This is a genomic window from Pelosinus baikalensis, assembly GCF_020819555.1.
Classification (GTDB): domain Bacteria; phylum Bacillota; class Negativicutes; order DSM-13327; family DSM-13327; genus Pelosinus; species Pelosinus baikalensis.
In genome coordinates this window covers 84,637-104,418 of the sequence record NZ_JAJHJB010000013.1, presented here as the reverse complement: position 1 = coordinate 104,418, position 19,782 = coordinate 84,637, and the positions used below count along the sequence as shown (strand labels likewise).

Sequence of the window (19,782 nt, the reverse complement as noted above, 5' to 3'; positions counted from 1 at the left end):
TCGTTAACCTTTTTCTAAATTCTAGGTGAAAAGATTTATAAACCACAAAGGCACAATGCCGCTGCTACGGCACACAAAGGAGAACACAAAGATATGTTTAAAGTGCCCCCTTTGTGTCCTTTGCGCCTTTGTGGTTCGCTTCGTTGTACATGTTTTTAAAAACACATCATCATTTTCTGCTTAGCAAAAATTTAATCTATTATTAATGAATTCCTAACGCAGTGTTATTTTGTAAACCTTATAATGAGAAAGAGAATACTTTCTCAATAAAGGGGGATTACGTTGAAGAAATATTATGTCTTAGACACTAATGTTCTATTACACTCTCCAAATGCCCTATACGCTTTTAATGAGCATACTATTGTAATTCCTGAAGTCGTGATTGAAGAACTGGATAAGTTTAAAAAGGAATCAACAGAACGTGGCACCAACAGTCGCAGTGTCAGTCGCATTATCGATAGTCTGCGCACACAAGGCAATTTACTAAAAGGAGTCCCCATCAATAACAGTGGTGGAATTCTCATCCTAGAATCTAATCATACTGCCACTGCCATGCCGCTTCACTGGGAAGGCGATAAAGCCGATAATCGTATTTTGCAAGTTTGCAAGGGACTGGCAGAAAGTGGTCACCAAACTATTTTAGTGAGCCGCGATACGAATATGCGTGTTAAATCTTCCATTTTAAACATTCAAGCCGAAGACTTTCGTAATGATAAAGTTTCAAATATAGACCAGCAATACACAGGACGTATAATTGCCTATACCTCTAGTGAAGTAATCAATCGCTTCCATGAAAGTACAAATCATTATATTGACCCTGATACTCTTTATGTTTTTGACGATCTGGCAGGTATATTAATTCCTGCAGTCTTAGTTACCAATCAATTCTTGCTAATACGGTCAACGGACAATGATCGTCATACCGCATTAGGCCGTTTTGATGGAAAAAAGGTCGTTCACTTACAATACCAAAATCGCAATCCTTTTGGAGTTACGCCCCGCAATGTGGGTCAAATTTTCATGCAAGAATGCCTTATGATGAGTGCTGAAGAAGCACCTTTAGTCATTTTAAAAGGTATTTCTGGAACTGCTAAAACCTTTTATGCCTTAGCAGTCGGACTTTACAACTATATGGAATGTCGTCCAAGAGAGTATCACCACATTCTAATCTGTCGTCCAAATTCAATGTTAGATGAAGGAATTGGTTTCCTACCTGGCACAGAAGCCGAAAAAATCGAACCTTACATGCGTGCGATAAAGGATAATTTATTTACATTAATGTCAGGTAACACACCCATGGAGGATAAAGATGTACTGCAAACGGAAGATACGGTTAATATGCTATTTGAAAAGCGTGTTATTCAAACCGAAGCATTGGCCTATCAAAGAGGCCGGTCACTGCAAAAGTATTGGGTTATTTTTGACGAAATGCAAAATGCTACCCCACGTCAAGCAAAGGCTGTATTAACCCGTCCTGGTCTGGGTACTAAAATCATACTCATTGGTGATCCAGCCCAAATTGATAATCCACTGTTAGACAGCCAGTCCAATGGCTTAAGCTATGCCAGCGAAAAAATGATTGGATCTAAACTATGCTTTCAGGTAACCATGCTGCCTGAAGAATGCGAGAGATCTCCCTTGGCAGCAGAAGCGGCTATGAGACTGTAATCTTTAATTGCATTATACAAAATAGGCTCGTACATTTTTTGTACAAGCCTATTTTTTTGCTTCATACAAAGTACTCGATGGCAGCATGAGGAAAATACGTATGTATTCCTTTATGCATATCCTTTTTCATTTCATCCATCGTTTCTTTTTGATATATATATTTTCCATAACCAAACTGCCCGTACTTAAATTTACGTTCCTCTTCTTTCATAGGTAATTTCGTTTCCGGAAATATATCAAGAATGTTATTTTTAGCTCTTTTAGTGAAGCGATGAGCGATTAACTCAAAAGTTATATCACTACGATCCTTTTTCGGAAGCTGTTTATCTAATTCCTGTAGTAATTGTAAATACTCCTCTTTCCAGCCAGGATAATAAAAAATAGGGGCAATAATAAAACCAACAGGATATCCCTTCTCTGCTACTTTAGCAGCGGCCTCTACCCTTTGGATTAAAGTCGGCGTTTTATGCTCATACTGGTCAATAATCGATGCTGCATTGATGCTAAAGCGAAACCGGGTATGTCCATTATGTTTAGCCGTTAATAAAGAATCCACCCGATCATGCTTGGTAACAAAGCGAAATCTGCCGAATGGCTCTCTGCCAAAAAATTCAATAGTGTTATATAAAAGCCCTGTCAAATATTCTGTAGGAATTGGATCTGAAGTAGCCGCTCCTTCAAACCAGGTGATTTCCGGTGCCCTCTCCTCAATGTAACGATTAGCCTGTCCCAATATTTCGTCCACATTTACATACACCCTTAAATAGGGTTTTTTCCCTAAGGTAGTAGCGAGATAACAATATTCACACATACTCGAACAGCTAGTGGTCAACGGCAGCTGGTAGTGAGCCGATGGCTTACATCCTGCAAAATCTAGACTCTTTCTAATACCTACAACTAAGGTGTTCTTAGCTTCTTGATAGGCTTGCTGCGAGGTATCTCCCGGTATACCCGTAATTCGATTATGAGACCCCGTTAGCGTTATAGGTACCTTCATTTCTTGTAACTGTTCATACACCTGTTGTCCAATGGGATATTCGAGTGCTTTGGGCTCAAAAAATGCTCTTTTGGGAATAAATTGATGACTCATCATACTCCCCCTATCAATTTCCTAATTATCTTCTCTTAGTGTGAACATAATCGGACAAATTCTATGCAAATCTCTCGTAAAATAAAATAAAAGCCTCCTTTAGGTTGCTTTTTTAAGTATTTTGTTGTAAATTATTCAATAGATTGAGAAAGGTAGTTGATAAGAATATGAATGCTAAAGTGATTGATCATCCGCTAATTCAGCACAAATTGTCCCTAATACGTAATATAAATACAGGAACCAAAGAATTTCGTGAATTATTAGAAGAGATCTCAATGTTAATGGCTTTTGAAATCACTCGTGATCTCCCCTTAGAAGATGTAGAAATCGAGACTCCTGTTGCAAAATGTACTTGCAAAATGCTATCAGGTAAAAAATTAGGTATTGTTCCCATTTTACGGGCTGGCTTAGGTATGACCAATGGTGTTGTCAGACTTATTCCTGCTGTTAAAGTGGGCCATATCGGCTTATACCGTGATCCCCAAACCCTAATGCCAGTAGAGTACTACTGTAAATTACCAAGCGATGTAGCAGAAAGAGACTTTATTCTAATTGATCCCATGCTTGCAACAGGCAACTCTTTAGCTGCTTCAATTGACATCCTCAAAAGAAAAGGTGCTAAAAACATTAAGTGCATGTGTCTAGTTGCCTCACCAGAAGGTATACAATTAATTAATAACTCTCATCCTGACGTAGATATTTTCGTAGCTGCGATTGATGAAAAATTAAATGACCACGGCTACATTGTCCCAGGTTTAGGAGATGCCGGCGATCGAATCTTTGGTACCAAGTAATCTTCACAGCAATTTAAGGTGTGCAGTTTTTGTCTAAATAGGCAAGGCTGTATACCTTTTTTTTGTTATCATCGTCTCATCAAGAAAAACAGACTGTACTATTAATAAAAATTACCAATAAATTTTTCATTAAATTAACATATAAATAACACATTTTTTTTGAAAAAGGTGTATAATGGACTTAAAAAATAATGAAACCGAAAGGCTGGGATACAGTATGGCGATTTGGCAAGTTGAATTAGACAGTAGAGATGTGAGTCAATATCGCAAGAAGTTGAAAAATCGCGGTTTTATCTCGGCGAGCTATTTTTCTTACAATGGCTTTGATCTCGATAAAATGAGAAAATTGGCCAAAGAAGGAAAAATTGATGCTATGCGCTGCATTATTGGAAAATCTATACGATGGTATTACTTAGAGCAACAAGCAGAAACTGCACGACTCAAGGGTGAGCTATACTAAAATCGAATATAGTCCTTCATATAGGAGAAATAGAGTCAGTGTTTCCTTGAAACAAAAAGGAAACACTGACTCTATTTCTCTTTTTTATAGAACTAGAATTTATAAGTTTAAGGGAATGTTGAACACAGAGGACACAGAGTTCGCTTAAGAGCACAGAGGTTTTTAACTCTAATTATCTTTTCTCTGTGTTCTCTGCGCCTCTGTGGTTCGGTTTACTTTATTATGTTTTAAAGGACGCGCAGCGTTTTTCTTATTATTTTGTCGCTTTTATAAAGGGTTTCGTCTAACTTTCACGAAGTCATTGTCATATAAAGGAAAATAATACCCAGGGGGATAATATGATGAAGAAACGATATTATACTTGCCTCTTTGCTGGTGAGGCTGGCTACGGAGTTATGAGTGCCGGTTCTATCATTGCCAAAGGAGCCAATCGTAATGGTTTATGGTCTTTCTTAGTAAATGAATACCCTTCCCTGATTCAGGGTGGGCTCAATTCTTGTCTGGTACGTCTGGCAGATCAATCTCTTTCATCTTATGAAGAAACCCTTGATTTTTTAGGGCTCTTTTCCCAACAAGGCTTTGATTATTATGCGGATAAGCTGAATCCAGGTGCGATTGTACTATATGATCCTGCGACTACCCAAGTGGATGAAAGCAAAGTCCCTGAAGGTACTTTACTGTATCCTGTTTCTTTAACAAGTTTCGTTCCTAAAGGCGGGGCTAAGATCATGATTAACAGTGCCATGTTAGGAAGTTTTTGCGCTCTTACAGGCTATCCTAAGAATGTGGTCATTGATGTAATAAAAAATGAATTCCACAATGCTAAAATACAGCAGGAAAACATTAAAATTTTAGAAGAAGTATATGAACATATCGTATCATCCTTACCTTCCCAGAACGTCTTTCCCTTCACTTTTCATAAACACGCGGAACCCAAGATTCTCATTAACGGCAATGAGGCTATTTCCATTGCAGCGATTCAAGCGGGCTGCAAATTTTCCGCTGGTTATCCCATGACACCAGGCTCAAGCGTTTTAAGCTATTTAGCTGATCATGGCAGAGACTATGGTCTAGTTTTTAAGCAGGCCGAAGATGAAATTGCCGCTATTAATATGCTCATTGGCGCTTCCTTCACGGGGGTACGTTCCATTGGTTCTACTAGCGGCGGCGGCTTTGCCTTAATGGTAGAAGCCTTAGGTTTTGCTGCGATAGCCGAAGTGCCCCTGGTCATGGTCAATGCCCAAAGAGGTGGTCCTAGTACTGGGCTGCCAACGCGAACCGCACAGGCTGACTTAAATTTTGTCGTCTATGCCTCTCAAGGAGAATTCCCACGGATTGTCTTAGCTCCCGGCGATATCGAAGAATATTTTTATGAAACATTTCGGGTTTTTAATCTCGCAGATAAATACCAAGTACCATGCATTATTTTAACTGATAAATATTTGGCTGATTCCTCTGTTTCTCACCCCCTCTTTGCTACTGATCATTTAACAATTGATCGCGGCAAACGGTTTGACGAAAACGCAGACCGCCAAGAACCTTATTTGCGTTATCAAAATACCCCTGATGGCATTTCAACAAGGGCCTTTCCGGGGCAAGTTGGCGGTCGCCATATTGCTACTAGTTATACTCATGGTGAGGACGGTTTTTATAGTTCGGGAAATAAGGAATACGCCCTTAACGAACCAACTGTAGCAAAAGAGAGTATGGATAAATTATATAATAAATTACCCTCTATGGAGAAAGACATACCTGCTATTAAATTTTATGGCCCATCTGAAGCTGATGTAACGATTATTGCCTGGGGCTCAACTAAAGGAGCCATCTTAGAAGCCATGGAGCAAGCAGCAATCGAAGGAATTTGCGTAAACTTTTTGCAGGTTCTCTATATTTCTCCATTTCCAGCTACCGCTGTTGAACCAATTCTACAAAAAGTCAAGAAGACCCTCCTCATTGAAGGCAATAAGACAGGGCAGCTTGGCGGCATTCTTGCCGCTCATACGGGGTACAAAGCGAACCATTCCTTCTTCAAATATAACTCTCGTGCTTTTGTGCCTTCAGAAATTCTTGCAAAGATCAAGGAGGTGCTCTTCTCTAATGAGTGCTCATGATATTAATCTATCCTATGTTCCCACTTGGTGTGCTGGCTGTGGCAATTATGGCATCATCAATGCACTAAAAAAAGCCCTGACTTCCCTTAACTTGGATTTAGAACAAACGGTACTAGCCACAGGAATTGGCTGCGCCAGTAAAATTAGCCAATATGTGAATACCTATCGCATTGAAACCTTGCACGGTCGTTCTCTGCCTGTAGCCACAGGAGTCAAATTAGCTAACCATAATCTGACTGTAATTGCCGAAGGCGGCGATGGAGATGGAATGGGGCTCGGAATGGGGCATTTCATCCATACGGCAAGACGCAATTTGGATATTACCTACTTTATTCATAATAACCAGATTTACGGTTTAACCAAAGGACAAACCTCACCTACTAGTGATTTAGGAGCCGTCACGAAGTTTACCCCTGCCCCCCTTGGCAATGTGGAACAGCCTATTAATATTGTAAAAATGGCATTAAATGCAGGAGCTACCTTTGTGGCACGAGGCTTTGTCGGCAATAGCGCTCAGTTGATTTCTCTCATGGCTGAGGCTATTAAACATCCAGGATTTGCCGTAGTTGATATTCTCCAGCCTTGCGTTACTTTTAACCATGTAAATACGTACCCATGGTATCAACAGCGTGTTAAAGTCATTGATAATATGGAAGGCTATGACCCCACCAGCCTAGACAAAGCTCTGTCTTTTGCTGGCTTATGGGGCGAACAAATCCCTATAGGCTTATATTATCGTACAATACGTCCTACCTTTCATGAATCTCTGCCCCAATTGTCTGAGCAATCCCTGATGCAACAGAAGATTGATAATGTGGATATAACAGGACTCATGAAGGAGCTTTATTAACCCAAACGAACACACTTAGTACATTGCATTGGAAAAAGCACATTCCTTTAACGAAAAAAGCACGCCCTTAAGGCGTGCTTTTCGCTTTATTCTTATACGTTATCCCATTATCTGACTAAATCATAAGTGACGCAGACAGGACGGCCTGTCCTCGGTTCCTTAACGATTTGTGCATCAATTTGAAAGACTTCTTTTAATGCATGAGGTACCATGACCTCATCAGGCGTCCCATGACAGATGATGCTCCCGTCTCTGATTGCAATCATATAATCGGCAAAACGAGCCGCTAAATTTAAATCATGTAAGACCATCACAATGGTGTAGCCCTGCTTTTTATTAAGATCACTTAAAAGCTCGAGTACCTCCAACTGATGAGATAGATCAAGGTAAGTAGTAGGCTCATCAAGCAGAATAAGATCAGTCTGCTGCGCCAGTGCCATAGCAATCCACACACGCTGACGCTGCCCGCCGGAAAGGGTATCCACAGAACGATGTTCCAATTCTGAAAGCTTTGTCACTTCCAGCGACCAGGCGATAATCTTTCTGTCGTTCAAGGCGAGCTTGCCAAAGCCCCGCTGATAAGGGAAACGTCCATATGATACCAACTCGCCTACAGTCACCCCATAAGGAGCGGTAGGACTTTGTGGCAGAATTGCCATTTTTTTAGCAATTTCCTTAGTCGCGAGGGTTGTAATATCCTCTTCATTTAAATAGACCGCCCCCGTTTTAAAGCGCAGAATGCGCCCCACTGCCTTAAGAACACTAGATTTCCCACAACCATTAGGACCGATGATGGTAGTAATTTTCCCATAGGGGATTTTCATATCTAAAGCTTCTACAATGGTACTTTCATCGTAGGCGATTGCTAACTTCTTTGTTGTGATACTATTCATTGATTACACCTGCTTTTTTAAATGAATGGCGACACTCTATCTTCCGCTTTTTGCTAGCAGATATAGAAAATAAGGTGCGCCCACAACTGCAACAACAATACCTGTCGGTATCTCCGAGGGCTGCACAAGAGTCCGGGCCAGTATATCAGATATGGACACCAGTAAAGCACCTGTTAATGCACAACACGGCAATAAAATCTGATGCCCTGGTCCCACGAGGCGACGTGCTAAATGGGGGGCTATCAGTCCAACAAAACTGATATTACCACTAACGGCGACGCAAGATGCCGCCAATGCCACTGCAGCCGCCAACAGCATCCTTCGCTCCCGTTCTACAGATACGCCCAGACCCCAAGCAATTTCCTCACCAACACCTAGCACATCAAGAACCCGTGCCTTGAAAAATACATAAGGAACCAGTACTAGCAGCCATGGAAGCAGTGCTATGACAAACTTCCAACTAGCGCCCCAAATGCGCCCCGCCTGCCATACCGTGACAAAATTAAACTGACTCTCGTCCAGAAGAATAACTAAAACAATCATGGCAGCATTGATCCCCACCTGCATACCTACTCCCGTTAAAATCAGGCGCAGAGGCGATAATCCCTCTAGATTTTTATAAGCTAATAGGTAAATCAACACTGCCGCAATGCCGGCGCCAATCAGTGCCAGAAAGGGCAGCGTGAATACAGAAAGTGCCGTCTTTGTTGGAAAAAGTAGGACAAATAGTACAACCATCAATCCAGCACCGGCGTTAATTCCTAATAGTCCAGGGTCAGCCAGCGCATTTCTGGCTATTCCCTGAATGATGCATCCTGAAAGGGCAAGTCCCGCGCCGACCAGCATAGCAATGATGATACGAGGCAGTCTGAAAGTAAACAAGACCAGATTCTCTTTATCACTGCCACCTCCGAGCAGGATGCGTAGAAGATCATGGAACGTTAAGTGGGTATAGCCCGATTTCATGCTGAAGATGATTGAAAGAATCAGTAAAATCCCTAGTACAAGAGCAATAAATTTCGAGCTTTTTTTCTTCTGTTGCTGGCCCGTAGAACCCATCTACGCCTCCCTCCTTTGTTTACGTGCTAAGTACAGGAAAAAGGGGACACCGATGAGAGCGATGATGGCACCGATTGGTGTTTCATGCAGAGGATTAAGCGTCCGCACACCCAGATCTGCCAACACCAGCAACAAACTCCCCAACACTGCCGAGGAAGGAATGATCCAGCTATAATCTACCCCTACCAAATAACGAGCAATATGGGGAATGATAAGACCGACTAAACCCACAGGTCCTACCACTGATACGGAGGCTCCTGCCAGTACTAAGACAACAAGAGCGGCAGCGAGCTTTACAATGTTCACCCTCAGTCCCAGCCCCTGAGCGATTTCCTCCCCTAAGCTGAGCAGCGAAATGGAGCGGGAAAGCAGGATCGCTGCAAATAATGTTACTGCTATACACGGAAATAGGATGCGAAGTTGCTGCCACGTCGTACCCGCAACACCACCTGCCGTCCAAAAGGCTATATCCTGTGCGACACCAAAATAAATAGCAATGCCATGGCCGATTGCTGCTAGCAGTGCACTAACAGCAATTCCTGCCAACACCAGCCTCATAGGAGTCGCTCCTCCCCGCTGCAGCGAACTAATCCCATACACCAATCCGGCACTAATCGAGGCACCGAAAAAAGAATATAAAATGAGGTAGTTATAAGATAGACCGGGCACAAAGGCAAAACAGAGAGACAGCATAAAACTTGCTCCTGCATTAAGACCCATTAGACCGGAATCCGCCATGGGGTTTTGAGTGATGCCCTGCATCACTGCACCTGCCACAGCTAAAGCAGCCCCTACTAACGCACTTGCCAACACACGAGGCAGACGTAAATCCTGTATGATTAAATGCTGCATTGAACCGGGAGTAAAGTGTACCAGCGCGTCCCATGCAGCAGACAGAGGCATCTGCACCACGCCCTGTGTAAGGGAGAATGCCATGGATATCACCAGCACACAAAGTCCAATTACAATTACTAAGAGTGCTCTCCAAGAGCGACCTGTTTTTTTTACAAAGGGATCTGAACGAACAGCGCCATTTGTTGAAACTTTCATCTATAACATCACCTCCATACCGTTTATTCAGCGCTTAGTAATCCTTATTAAGTACTGAATTGAGCGTGATGAAGACGGCTGTATATTCCCTTTGCAGCTAGCAGCTTTTGATGACTGCCTTGCTCTGCAATACCTTCTGGTGTAACTACGATGATACGATCCGCATTTTTAATTGTCGCCAGCCGATGAGCAATGACGAGAGTTGTCCGTCCCTTGGACAGCTCTGCCAGTGCTTTTTGAATTGCCATTTCTGTTTCCGTATCCAAAGCAGAGGTGGCCTCATCCAGTATTAGAATTGCAGGATTCTTAAGAAACATGCGGGCAATAGAAAGCCTCTGCTTCTGTCCACCAGAAAGTTTCACGCCACGCTCGCCGATAACGGCATCCAGACCGTCCGTTTGGGCGCGGATAAATTCATCCATTTGAGACCGCACTACCGCTTCCCATATTTCTTCTTCTGTTGCATCCATTTTACCGTACAGGATATTTTCCCGAATGGTTCCAGCAAATAGAAATACATCCTGCTGTACAATGCCAATTTGCTGCCGGAGAGATTGGAGTTTAATTTTATTAATATCAATTCCATCAATGGTGATACTTCCTGATAATACCTCATAAAAGCGAGGTAACAGGCTGCACAGGGTAGTCTTTCCTCCGCCGGAGGGTCCTACAAAGGCCACTGTTTCGCCTGTGGGAATGAAAAGGTCTACATTCTCCAGCACAGGACATTCTTCCTCATAGGCAAAGCTCACGTTGTTGTAGCGAATATTTCCTTGCAAATACGGTGCATCAATAGCGTCGGGTGCATCAACAATATCTGGGTGGATATCCATAATTTCTACAAAATTTTTAAACCCGGCAATGCCTTTGGGGATTCTCTCAACCAGAGCGCTAATCATTTGAATAGGACGGATGATGACATTGATGAGTAGAATAAAACTGAACATTTGCCCACTAGTCAACTCTCCTTGCAAAAAAAACCAGCTTCCTCCTGCTAACGCGAATAAAGATAAAAATCGCATGAGCAGGTAAGTAATCGCTGTGCTGGCGGTGAAGATCTTAAATCCTTCCATCTTGACCTTGTGGAACCATTGATTATCCGAAATGAACAGTTTTTTTTGATGCTCCTCATTAGTGAAAGCCTGCACCACACGGATGCCTCCCAGAGCGTCCTGCAGCCGGGCATAAAAACAGCCTACACTAGCAAACATCTGCCTAAAAGCACGGGTCATCTTTTTAGCGAAAACAAAGATGACTACCATTAAAAGCAGCAATAACAAAAGCGTCATCAGTGACAGCTTCCAGCTGATGGTAAACATCACTCCTAATGCACCAATCAGTGTGATGATGATGATAAATACATGTTCTGGTCCATTATGAGCCATGCTCCCCACATCCATTAGGTCATTGGAGATACGTGACATCAACTGACCAGTCCTATGGGTGTCGAAAAAACGGAAAGATAATTTCTGCATATGACTAAACAGCTCATTACGCATGTCGGTCTCTATATTGAGTCCCAGCATATTACCCCAGTAATTGATCACAACATTAAGCCCCGTATTAATGATATAGACGCTTAACAAACCTGTGCATGCTAAAAGTACCCAGTGCCAGTTGCCACTAGGCAACAATTTGTCCACTACTTGCGCGACCGCCAAGGGAAAAACCAATTCCAAAGCGGACATTATTACCGCACAGGAAAAATCTAATAAGAACAGCCCCTTGTAAGGACGATAATAACTAAAAAAACGACGAACCATTAAAATATTCTCGCTCCTTTTTCAAAAATAGCGCAACCATTATAATGTAATTTGTCGTACAGATCTATAAGGTTGCTAATGACTTACTTTGTCAGAGTTTTGACAACGCTTTTAACTCCATACTCTGTCGCAACGATTCCCACTGTAAAGCCCGATCGATCTACGAAATAGACATGCCCTCCTTTCACTGCCTGTAAGGCACTCCATATGGAGCTACCCTTCAAATCCTCAAGTTTTTTTTCAATACCCGGAACTTTCATAAAAAAAATATGATCAGGATTAAGTTCTGCCAGTCTTTCCAGGGAAATCCTCCCTGTCCTTTCAGGATAGCCATTGGGGGCGTGCAATCCCAAACCACTTTGATCATCAAAATACGCGGGATAATTCTGCTTGCCAAAGATACCAAACGATCCTTTATCGGCCAATGCTAAGAATGCAAATGTTTCCTCTTGGTAGGGTAAAAGTTTATCTCGTGATTGAACAATCAGCCACTCAAGCTGCGCGATACGCGCCTCTGCATCCTGTTCTTTGCCAATCACTTTTGCAATTTCCCTGGGCACACTTCTCCAATCAAGGGAAAGCGGCTGTGTATCTAACAAGACAACAGGAGCAATCTTGGATAATTCATCATATATCTCTTCGTTATATCTTGTACCAATGATTAACTCAGGTTCAACATCAAGCAATTTTTCAAGATTAATACTGGTTTGGCTTCCCAAGTCAATTAGCGAATTTGCTGCCAGATACGGTTTTAGTGAATCCCATTGTGACATAACAGTAACTTGAGGTGCTGCAACAGGTGGTGCATTCAGTGCAAACATCGTTTCTACGAGGGGGAAAGCCACTATGGCAATTCGCTGGGGCTGCTTTTCAATAATAATTTTATTACCTTTTGAATCTATGTAAGTCCGAGGGAAAGCTGCTTCTTTTTTTCCCGGCATTTCACTACTGTCAGATGATGGTTTGGAGGCAATATTTGTTTTCGGCTGGTTGCTGCATCCTACTAATCCTCCCGTAACTATTCCTAATGACAGAAGTATTACAACTATTCTTTTCATATGCCTCCTCCGTTTATTTGCCGTCACATTTCTAGCATTGATAATGAAATTCGACATCACTACAGTACTATACCAAGTAAAAAAAAAAGTAGGAATAGACATATTCCTAAATTACCCCGTATTTTTTTCAAAAAAGTTTCGCAACGTACTAGGTGAGGTACCTGTACGCTTTTTAAAAAGCTTGCTAAAATAATAAGAATCAGAATAACCGACATAATCAGAGATTTCTGATACGGAACAAGTTGTAGTGCATAGTAATTCTTTGGCGCGCTTCATCCGCTGAGATATTAAATATTCATTTGGACTCATCTTCACGTGTTTTTGGAACAAATAAGCAAATTGCTTACTGCTCAAACCATACTGCCCAGCTAATTTGGGGATGGTCAGCTGTTCCATATAGTGATTGTCCATATATTCAATTGATTGTTCGACTAGCGCCCGTCCGCTTTCCTTTCGCCGATTTGTCGAACATGTCAAAACCTCATCCATGACACTTAAGAATAATGATTTCGCCCGCAGAGCCTGCAGGTTACTCGGCATTCTGCAGGTGTGACAAAGTCTTTGCAGCATATCATTAATCCGTGGGCTGTAGCCCGAGTCTAGTTCATAATGGGATAGTGCGTAAGGAAACGTGTACTTTTCACTGTCAGGAATTTTATAGTGTATCAGCACAAATTCCCAATTTGACTCCCCAAGTACCTCTTTGTCCAACGTCATTCTGGGTCCTGCATGAAAAAATCTGCCAGGTTCCATTTCATAAGGCACACCCTCGAAAGTCATTCTTGCCTTTCCTCGCAGGGGAAAAATAATTCCTGAGGCTGCTGCAGTATAAGTGGCTATACATTTTCTGCCGGGTTCTATCACAAATCTACCCGCGTCGACAATATTAAATGATATCCGGGAGAAACCGTCTGCCATATCATCAATATTAACCTTCATTGTACATGCTCCTCTTCATTAGAAATAAAATAATTATAGAATTATTTTTTTATTATTATCTTTAAGAAACTAATTGACTTTATGCTTACAATGTTCGAATATATTTATGACAATGAATATCATTATCATAAATGAATAAGCCCCAATTTGTCAATCAATCTCCTTAAGAATACTGGATTCTATATTCAATCTTTATTAAAAATAGTATTCTCAATTGAAAACTACTGAAAAAAATACATGATAATTTTGAAATATCTCCATTTACTTCAACTTTTTTGCTTGGTATGATGTTAATTACATTGATTAATTTTCGATATTATGAAAGCACATCGCAGAAAGAAGGTTTGTTATTGAAAAAAATTGCTATCTATGGGAAAGGCGGTATTGGGAAATCCACGACAGTGTCCAATGTAGCAGCGGCTATGGCCTGTATGGGGCTCCGTGTGATGCAAATCGGCTGCGACCCTAAGGCTGACTCTACCCGCAACTTAACAGGTGGACAGTCCATTCCAACGGTGCTGGATGTTTTGCGGCAAAAAGGTGACGCCGTGTTGAGCGATTTCTTAGTAGAAGGAGCTTGCGGCGTTTTTTGTGTGGAAGCCGGTGGACCAGTTCCGGGGGTAGGCTGCGCGGGGCGCGGTATTATCACTGCCTTTGAAAAACTAGCGGAATTAAACGCATTTGAACAATATAAGCCAGATATTGTACTTTATGATGTACTAGGAGATGTTGTTTGCGGTGGTTTTGCCATGCCGATCCGCGGGGGCTATGCCGATGAAGTCTGCATCGTCACCTCCGGAGAAATGATGTCGCTGTATGCCGCTGCCAATATCACTCACGCGGTCAAAAGCTTTGGAAAACGGGGATATGCCACACTCCGCGGGCTAATCCTCAATGCTAAAAACATTGATAATGAAGAATCCTTGGTTGCACAGGCTGCCAGTGAAATGGATACGCAGATTCTTTATCATCTTCCACGCGACCCACTGGTCCAGCAGGCAGAAGCACAAGGTAAAACTGTGACGGAGGCTTTTTCAGTTAGCTCTATGGCCGTGCATTATCAAACTTTAGCGGCTCTTTTATTGAAGGATTCACGCTAAATAATTTTCAGCCCAATTTGAAAGGAGCAAGGATTGTGCCCGTTTTACATGACAACATGTTGACTCATCTAAAGAAATTATCCACCCTCCAGTCAAATAAGGGAGTTCATTTTCTAACTCCCGCTGCTATTCCAGGCAGTCATTGTCCAATGAACGCTGCAGCCCGTTTAGCTGGATCGATACAAGGGCTGTCCTCACTAATAATAGGCACACAAGAGTGTGCCTATTACAGTCGATTGGTTCTTCGAGAGCCTTATGGAAAAGCTGGAGAACTCCATTGGATGTATGTGCTCGATGCCAATGAAGTAGTATTCGGCTGCCGAGAGGGTTTGAATCAGGCGCTTATTGAAATGGATCAAGCAGGCGCAAAGGCCATATTGCTGATCGTTACTTGTTTGCCAGACTTGATCGGCGAGGACATGGAAGCTATTATCCATGAGCTGCAGCCAAAACTAGCAGCGCGCCTTATTTCTATCTCTGCGCCTAATTTTGCCTGCAACGGTCACCCTTCTGGTATTTGGCGCACCTTAGAAGCTATGGCTGGCATTATGCAGCAATGTACTATTATTCCCCATAGTGCGAACCTCCTAGGTCTACACGCCGCATCTGCGTCAGAAATACCTCTTTTAACTTCCTTGTCTGCTGCCGGCGTGAAGCTGCGAGGCTTAGGACCAGACAGCACACTGGATGAGTTTCTCAGCGCACCAGATGCAGCTATTAATATTGTTCTGTCCCCTTATATGGCTCCCTTAGCAAAACGTATGGCCAATGACTTTAATACTCCTTTTGTTTATTTGCACGATAAGTACAGCATAGAAGATATTGATACGGCATACGCACGTATTGGGGAATTTTTAGCTTTGGACTTCGGTGATGCTTTCACCAAGGGGCGAAACGCTTTGAAGAAAGCGCAGGAAAGAGCTGATGTTAAGCTCAGCGAGTTAAGCTTTTTTGCAACCGATATATCCCTTGATCCCATTCCATTATCTGCTTACCTGTCCACCCAAGGTATGAAACCATTGCTGCTGCATATTGAAGAATTTTATCAGGAAGACAGGCAGTGGGCACAAGCCTTACATACCCAGGGACACGATCCCTTAGTGTGCCATCGGGTCAACAATTTGGCGGAAGTATCCGTGTTTGAAATGCTAAAACCTGCTTTTAACTTAGGACCTGTACCGCCCTCACTGAAACAGAAAATATCTCATGTTGACCAGCTGCATAAAATGAACGGCACCTTTGGTCATGAGCGAACCACCTGGCTGCTGGATAAAATAATGCAAGCGTTAGGCACGCCTGCAGCAGATTTGTCGAAAGAGGTGATGTAATGGGATTGCACCGTTTTCATCCTACGCCATCTGGACGCATGGGTACTTTGTGGGCACTTTCTAGTATACGTAATGCAGCACTAGTGGAGTTTGGTTCCATGGGACATATGCTCTATGGGCGGGCAACATTAAAAAGAATGGGGAAAGATCCAGATTGCAAACTGTATTCTACCCATATTAATGAAAGCGATATTGCCATGGGAGAAACCAATCGGCTGACGCGAGCGATTGCTGATATTGCTCTTAGGGATCAGCCTCGGGTAATTTTTGTGCTCCCCTCCACCATACCAGAAATGATTGGTACGGATTTATCTGCTCTGTGTAAGGAACTGCAAATGAGTTATCCCCATGTACGGTTGCTGCCCTTTGAAGCCGGTGGTTTCAATATCGAACTGCATCGTGGTGTGCAGGAGACTTTACTTTTGCTGGCAACAACACTGCCCCAGGATGTGCCGCCCACGCCAAATCCCACCTTTAACCTTATCGGGTCCTGCACTGACCTATTCCAGTTTAACGCAGACACCCAGGAAATTGTAAGAATAATGGAGGGCGCTTTCGGAATAAAGCCTTTATGTATAATGACTTCGGACACATCCGTTGAAGATATCGAGCACATGGGCGGCGCCCATATCAATCTGGTAATTCGCCGGGAAGGCTTGTCCGCTGCCTGCCATTTACAACAGCGGTTTGGTATCCCTTTATTCGAGGGGCGCCCCTATGGCATGCAGGGTACATACTCTTGGCTAGAGCAAATCGCTCAAATACTGGATAAGCCCATCAATCAAAGTTTTATTTGGCAACAGCAGGATGAAGCACGACCTATTATGGAAATCGCCCCTGGCTTTTTCTCTCATCAAAAAAAACCAGTGAAATTGTCCATCGGCGGTCATGCCGATGTAGTTACAGGAATCCTTACTTATGCCTGCAGCGAACTAGGACTTACCCCTGATCTGTGCTGGTGCGATAGTCCTGCCATGGCTACAGAAGATCTGCCCTATTGGCAGGAAGCACAGTGGTCACAAACGGTAACTAACAGACATCAGGGGCTGCTCATGGCCAGTGGCGAAGTGCTGACGTGGGCCGGGCGCAACAATGCGACAATGCAAATTGCCAATCCTAGTCGAGGATGGCAAATGTACCCCTATTCTCCACCGTACATGGGATTTCGCGGTGCAATGAATATGGCGACCATGTGGATGAATGAAGTCGTACGAATGCTCTAAATTCAAATAACACCCCTCTACCACAATGGTAAAGGGGTGTTATTGTTTACTTCTTATTAGCGTTAAGTAACTTACTTGCACCCTGATCTAAGAACCAAAATAGTTCACCATTTTTGGGTGTAATCATTTGGGATGGCAATCTCAAATGATCCTGAGGTCCCTCTAGCACCTCACACACAATTTGAGCTTTACTATCCCCCGTCACTAAAAATGTAATCGTCCTGGCCTGATTAATAAGGGGTGCTGTCAAGGTCACACGATGACTATCAAGTTCTGGTAAATACACATGACCAGTCCAATGTTTTTTTTCTTGTAATACGGAAGTGTTAGGAAATAAAGAAGCTGTATGCCCATCAGATCCTAAGCCAAGAAAAATAAAATCAAATTGAGGCTCCTCTTCTGAAAAGGTCGATGCAATTACTTCTTCATATTCCTTAGCTGCTTGCTCAGGAGTTGATTTGCACATAATGGGATGAATTTGTTGTTGAGGGATTGGCACATGATCTAAAAATGCCTTTCGGGCCATAAGCTGATTGCTGCGAATATCATCCGCAGGCACATATCGTTCATCCCCCCAATAGATATGTATCCCTTCCCAAGGTATCTGATCGGAGTAAGGAGGCTTTGCTAACATTTCATATATTCTCTGTGGGGTTTGCCCGCCGGCTAAGGATACAGTAAACCGACCTCTTTCTGCTACTGCCAAACATGCCTTTTCTAAGAATAATTCAGCAACTGCGCTCCCCAGAGCATCTACATTCTCATATATTGTAATCATGCTTTTCTTCCTTCTTTTCTATCGAATTCTAAGCAGGCAGGAACCAACCATGTTCTTCCATCTTGGGTAATCAACTCTTCAGCAGATTTAGGTCCCCACTCACTAGGTGCATAATTAGGGAAATCTGCAGGAGAAGTCTCTTCCCAGTGTTCTAATACGGACTCTAATACAGACCAAGCTGTTTCTACCTGATCATTTCTCATAAACAGCCCAGGATCGCCACGCACAACGTCCAACAGCAATGTTTCATACGCTTCGGGAGAAGAAGACTGAAATACTTCCTGATAGGTATAATGCATTTCCACAGGTTTAATCTTCATCCCCGGTCCCGGCTCTTTTGCCTGTGTTCGCAGCATAATACCTTCCTTAGGCTCAATTTGAATCGCCAGGCGATTGGACTGCATGACCTTATCAGAAAAAGGATGATGTGGTACCGGCCTAAACTGCAGGGAGATTTCAGAAACACGACCTGGTAAATGCTTACCTGTACGCAAATAAAAAGGCACTCCCTGCCAACGCCAATTATCAATAAATAACTTCATTGCAACAAAGGTTTCTCTACCTGAACCTGCCGCTACATTTTCTTCTTCTCGATAAGCAGGTACTGGAAGACCGTCTACCACTCCCTTGCTATATTGACCCCGAACAGCAAATTTTTCTACCTCATCTTTGCCTATAGGACGAATCGCATTGAGTACATCCACTCTCTTGTTACGAACTTCATCAGCCTGAAAGGAAGTAGGAGGCTCCATCGCCACCAGGCACATTACCTGTAATAGATGATTCTGGACCATATCACGTAAAGCTCCAGCCCCCTCATAATAGCCCCCTCGCTTGCCGACACCGACTTTTTCTGCCACTGTAATCTGAACATGGTCAATAAAGCTGCGGTTCCAAATAGGTTCCCACATAGCATTGGCAAAACGAAACGCCAAAATATTTTGTACCGTTTCTTTTCCTAAATAATGGTCAATGCGATAGATCTGTCCTTCATCAAAGACCCCTGTTAACACCTGGTTAACCATTCGAGCAGATTCTAAATCTCTACCAAAAGGCTTTTCTATGACAATGCGATAGCTTGTTTTTCCGCGAAAAACCTCCTGCTGTCCTAACTGTTCCACAATTTCTGTAAATAAAGTAGGAGGAGTCGCAAGGTACAATACCTTATTAGCAGACTTATACCAGCCTTTTTTTAACTCTTCCAAAAGAGACCTATAGGTTTTTTCGTCATGATAATCAGCTGCCATATAGGATATATTAGCTGCAAATTTTGACCAATCATCTTCCTTGCTTCTACCCCTGCGAGAAAATGTATCCACACCTTTACGCAATTGCTGTCGAAACATTTCATCGTCGGACGCAGTACGTGCAATGCCAATAATGCAGAAAGGATCAGGCAATAAGCCATCAATAAATAAGTTATAGATAGCAGGTATAATCTTACGCTGTGTTAAATCCCCAGATGCACCAAAAATAACAAATACAGTTGGCTCAATTTTCACATCACGCATCATCTATGCCATTCCTCCATTCCTTTTATACAGGTTATGAAATTATCCTTCATCTAACCTATTCATTACAGCAATTTTTTCTACTTTCGAATACTCTTCCAATATTA

Annotated in this window: 17 protein-coding genes; 8 read left to right on the top strand and 9 right to left on the bottom strand. The window is 42.6% G+C overall.

From position 1 onward, the window contains the following. Positions 1-282 precede the first annotated feature (282 nt). Positions 283-1,668 (top strand): PhoH family protein, encoded by a 1,386-nt coding sequence (locus LMF89_RS11305; protein WP_229535162.1) that lies wholly within the window; start codon positions 283-285, stop codon positions 1,666-1,668. Between the two features lie 61 nt (positions 1,669-1,729). Here LMF89_RS11305 and splB read toward each other — a convergent pair whose 3' ends face one another. Then, entirely contained in the window at positions 1,730-2,761 is a 1,032-nt protein-coding gene (splB, locus tag LMF89_RS11300; protein WP_229535161.1) for a spore photoproduct lyase, read from the bottom strand. Between the two features lie 164 nt (positions 2,762-2,925). On the opposite strand from splB, the gene upp reads away from it, so the two are divergent. The 4 genes from upp (at position 2,926) to LMF89_RS11280 (ending at position 6,973) form a co-directional block, all read left to right on the top strand. Further along, positions 2,926-3,552, top strand: coding sequence for a uracil phosphoribosyltransferase (gene upp / locus LMF89_RS11295; RefSeq protein ID WP_229535160.1), 627 nt, complete (start codon positions 2,926-2,928; stop codon positions 3,550-3,552). Positions 3,553-3,769: 217 nt separating this feature from the next. Further along, positions 3,770-4,012: a hypothetical protein gene (locus LMF89_RS11290; protein WP_036680902.1), complete on the top strand. Its 243-nt coding sequence runs from the start codon at positions 3,770-3,772 to the stop codon at positions 4,010-4,012. Between the two features lie 338 nt (positions 4,013-4,350). Continuing rightward, positions 4,351-6,123, top strand: coding sequence for a 2-oxoacid:acceptor oxidoreductase subunit alpha (locus tag LMF89_RS11285; protein ID WP_229535159.1), 1,773 nt, complete (start codon positions 4,351-4,353; stop codon positions 6,121-6,123). After that, positions 6,110-6,973, top strand: a complete 864-nt coding sequence (locus LMF89_RS11280) for a 2-oxoacid:ferredoxin oxidoreductase subunit beta (protein WP_229535158.1) — start codon at positions 6,110-6,112, stop codon at positions 6,971-6,973. The genes LMF89_RS11285 and LMF89_RS11280 overlap by 14 nt, the downstream gene beginning before the upstream one ends. A 107-nt stretch (positions 6,974-7,080) precedes the next feature. On the opposite strand, the gene LMF89_RS11275 is transcribed toward LMF89_RS11280, so the two are convergent. The 6 genes from LMF89_RS11275 to LMF89_RS11250 all read right to left on the bottom strand — a co-directional run bounded on the left by LMF89_RS11275 (position 7,081) and on the right by LMF89_RS11250 (position 13,735). Further along, positions 7,081-7,866 (bottom strand): ABC transporter ATP-binding protein, encoded by a 786-nt coding sequence (locus LMF89_RS11275; protein ID WP_229535157.1) that lies wholly within the window; start codon positions 7,864-7,866, stop codon positions 7,081-7,083. Positions 7,867-7,902: 36 nt separating this feature from the next. Continuing rightward, positions 7,903-8,925, bottom strand: coding sequence for a FecCD family ABC transporter permease (locus LMF89_RS11270; RefSeq protein WP_229535156.1), 1,023 nt, complete (start codon positions 8,923-8,925; stop codon positions 7,903-7,905). Beyond that, a complete protein-coding gene (locus LMF89_RS11265; RefSeq protein WP_229535155.1) occupies positions 8,926-9,975 on the bottom strand; it encodes a FecCD family ABC transporter permease in 1,050 nt (349 codons plus the stop codon). It abuts the gene before it with no gap. 47 nt (positions 9,976-10,022) lie between these two features. Next, positions 10,023-11,738, bottom strand: a complete 1,716-nt coding sequence (locus tag LMF89_RS11260) for an ABC transporter ATP-binding protein (protein ID WP_229535154.1) — start codon at positions 11,736-11,738, stop codon at positions 10,023-10,025. Between the two features lie 83 nt (positions 11,739-11,821). After that, positions 11,822-12,796, bottom strand: coding sequence for an iron-siderophore ABC transporter substrate-binding protein (locus LMF89_RS11255; RefSeq protein WP_229535153.1), 975 nt, complete (start codon positions 12,794-12,796; stop codon positions 11,822-11,824). A 111-nt stretch (positions 12,797-12,907) separates the two neighbouring features. Next, positions 12,908-13,735: a helix-turn-helix domain-containing protein gene (locus LMF89_RS11250; protein WP_229535152.1), complete on the bottom strand. Its 828-nt coding sequence runs from the start codon at positions 13,733-13,735 to the stop codon at positions 12,908-12,910. Between the two features lie 350 nt (positions 13,736-14,085). Here LMF89_RS11250 and LMF89_RS11245 point away from each other — a divergent pair, with 350 nt between their 5' ends. The 3 genes from LMF89_RS11245 to LMF89_RS11235 are packed head-to-tail and all read left to right on the top strand — an operon-like array spanning position 14,086 to position 17,386. Further along, positions 14,086-14,835, top strand: a complete 750-nt coding sequence (locus tag LMF89_RS11245; protein ID WP_369412585.1) for a nucleotide-binding protein — start codon at positions 14,086-14,088, stop codon at positions 14,833-14,835. Between the two features lie 35 nt (positions 14,836-14,870). Further along, on the top strand, positions 14,871-16,163 hold the full coding sequence (locus LMF89_RS11240) for a nitrogenase component 1 (RefSeq protein ID WP_229535150.1): 1,293 nt from the start codon (positions 14,871-14,873) through the stop codon (positions 16,161-16,163). Continuing rightward, on the top strand, positions 16,163-17,386 hold the full coding sequence (locus LMF89_RS11235; protein WP_229535149.1) for a nitrogenase component 1: 1,224 nt from the start codon (positions 16,163-16,165) through the stop codon (positions 17,384-17,386). Before LMF89_RS11240 ends, LMF89_RS11235 begins: the two co-directional genes overlap by 1 nt. Positions 17,387-17,432: 46 nt before the next feature. Here the strand turns inward: LMF89_RS11235 and pgl are convergent, their stop codons facing one another. Both pgl and zwf read right to left on the bottom strand, forming a co-directional pair. Continuing rightward, on the bottom strand, positions 17,433-18,164 hold the full coding sequence (gene pgl, locus LMF89_RS11230; RefSeq protein ID WP_229535148.1) for a 6-phosphogluconolactonase: 732 nt from the start codon (positions 18,162-18,164) through the stop codon (positions 17,433-17,435). Continuing rightward, positions 18,161-19,678, bottom strand: a complete 1,518-nt coding sequence (zwf, locus tag LMF89_RS11225) for a glucose-6-phosphate dehydrogenase (protein WP_229535147.1) — start codon at positions 19,676-19,678, stop codon at positions 18,161-18,163. Before zwf ends, pgl begins: the two co-directional genes overlap by 4 nt. Positions 19,679-19,782: the final 104 nt, after the last annotated feature.

Bases quoted from the DNA above. Each gene is read 5' to 3' on its own strand.
- splB (WP_229535161.1), bottom strand. From the start codon at position 2,761: ATGATGAGTCATCAATTTATTCCCAAAAGAGCATTTTTTGAGCCCAAA.
- upp (WP_229535160.1), top strand. From the start codon at position 2,926: ATGAATGCTAAAGTGATTGATCATCCGCTAATTCAGCACAAATTGTCC.
- LMF89_RS11290 (WP_036680902.1), top strand. From the start codon at position 3,770: ATGGCGATTTGGCAAGTTGAATTAGACAGTAGAGATGTGAGTCAATAT.
- LMF89_RS11285 (WP_229535159.1), top strand. From the start codon at position 4,351: ATGATGAAGAAACGATATTATACTTGCCTCTTTGCTGGTGAGGCTGGC.
- LMF89_RS11280 (WP_229535158.1), top strand. From the start codon at position 6,110: ATGAGTGCTCATGATATTAATCTATCCTATGTTCCCACTTGGTGTGCT.
- LMF89_RS11275 (WP_229535157.1), bottom strand. From the start codon at position 7,866: ATGAATAGTATCACAACAAAGAAGTTAGCAATCGCCTACGATGAAAGT.
- LMF89_RS11270 (WP_229535156.1), bottom strand. From the start codon at position 8,925: ATGGGTTCTACGGGCCAGCAACAGAAGAAAAAAAGCTCGAAATTTATT.
- LMF89_RS11265 (WP_229535155.1), bottom strand. From the start codon at position 9,975: ATGAAAGTTTCAACAAATGGCGCTGTTCGTTCAGATCCCTTTGTAAAA.
- LMF89_RS11260 (WP_229535154.1), bottom strand. From the start codon at position 11,738: ATGGTTCGTCGTTTTTTTAGTTATTATCGTCCTTACAAGGGGCTGTTC.
- LMF89_RS11255 (WP_229535153.1), bottom strand. From the start codon at position 12,796: ATGAAAAGAATAGTTGTAATACTTCTGTCATTAGGAATAGTTACGGGA.
- LMF89_RS11250 (WP_229535152.1), bottom strand. From the start codon at position 13,735: ATGAAGGTTAATATTGATGATATGGCAGACGGTTTCTCCCGGATATCA.
- LMF89_RS11235 (WP_229535149.1), top strand. From the start codon at position 16,163: ATGGGATTGCACCGTTTTCATCCTACGCCATCTGGACGCATGGGTACT.
- pgl (WP_229535148.1), bottom strand. From the start codon at position 18,164: ATGATTACAATATATGAGAATGTAGATGCTCTGGGGAGCGCAGTTGCT.
- zwf (WP_229535147.1), bottom strand. From the start codon at position 19,678: ATGATGCGTGATGTGAAAATTGAGCCAACTGTATTTGTTATTTTTGGT.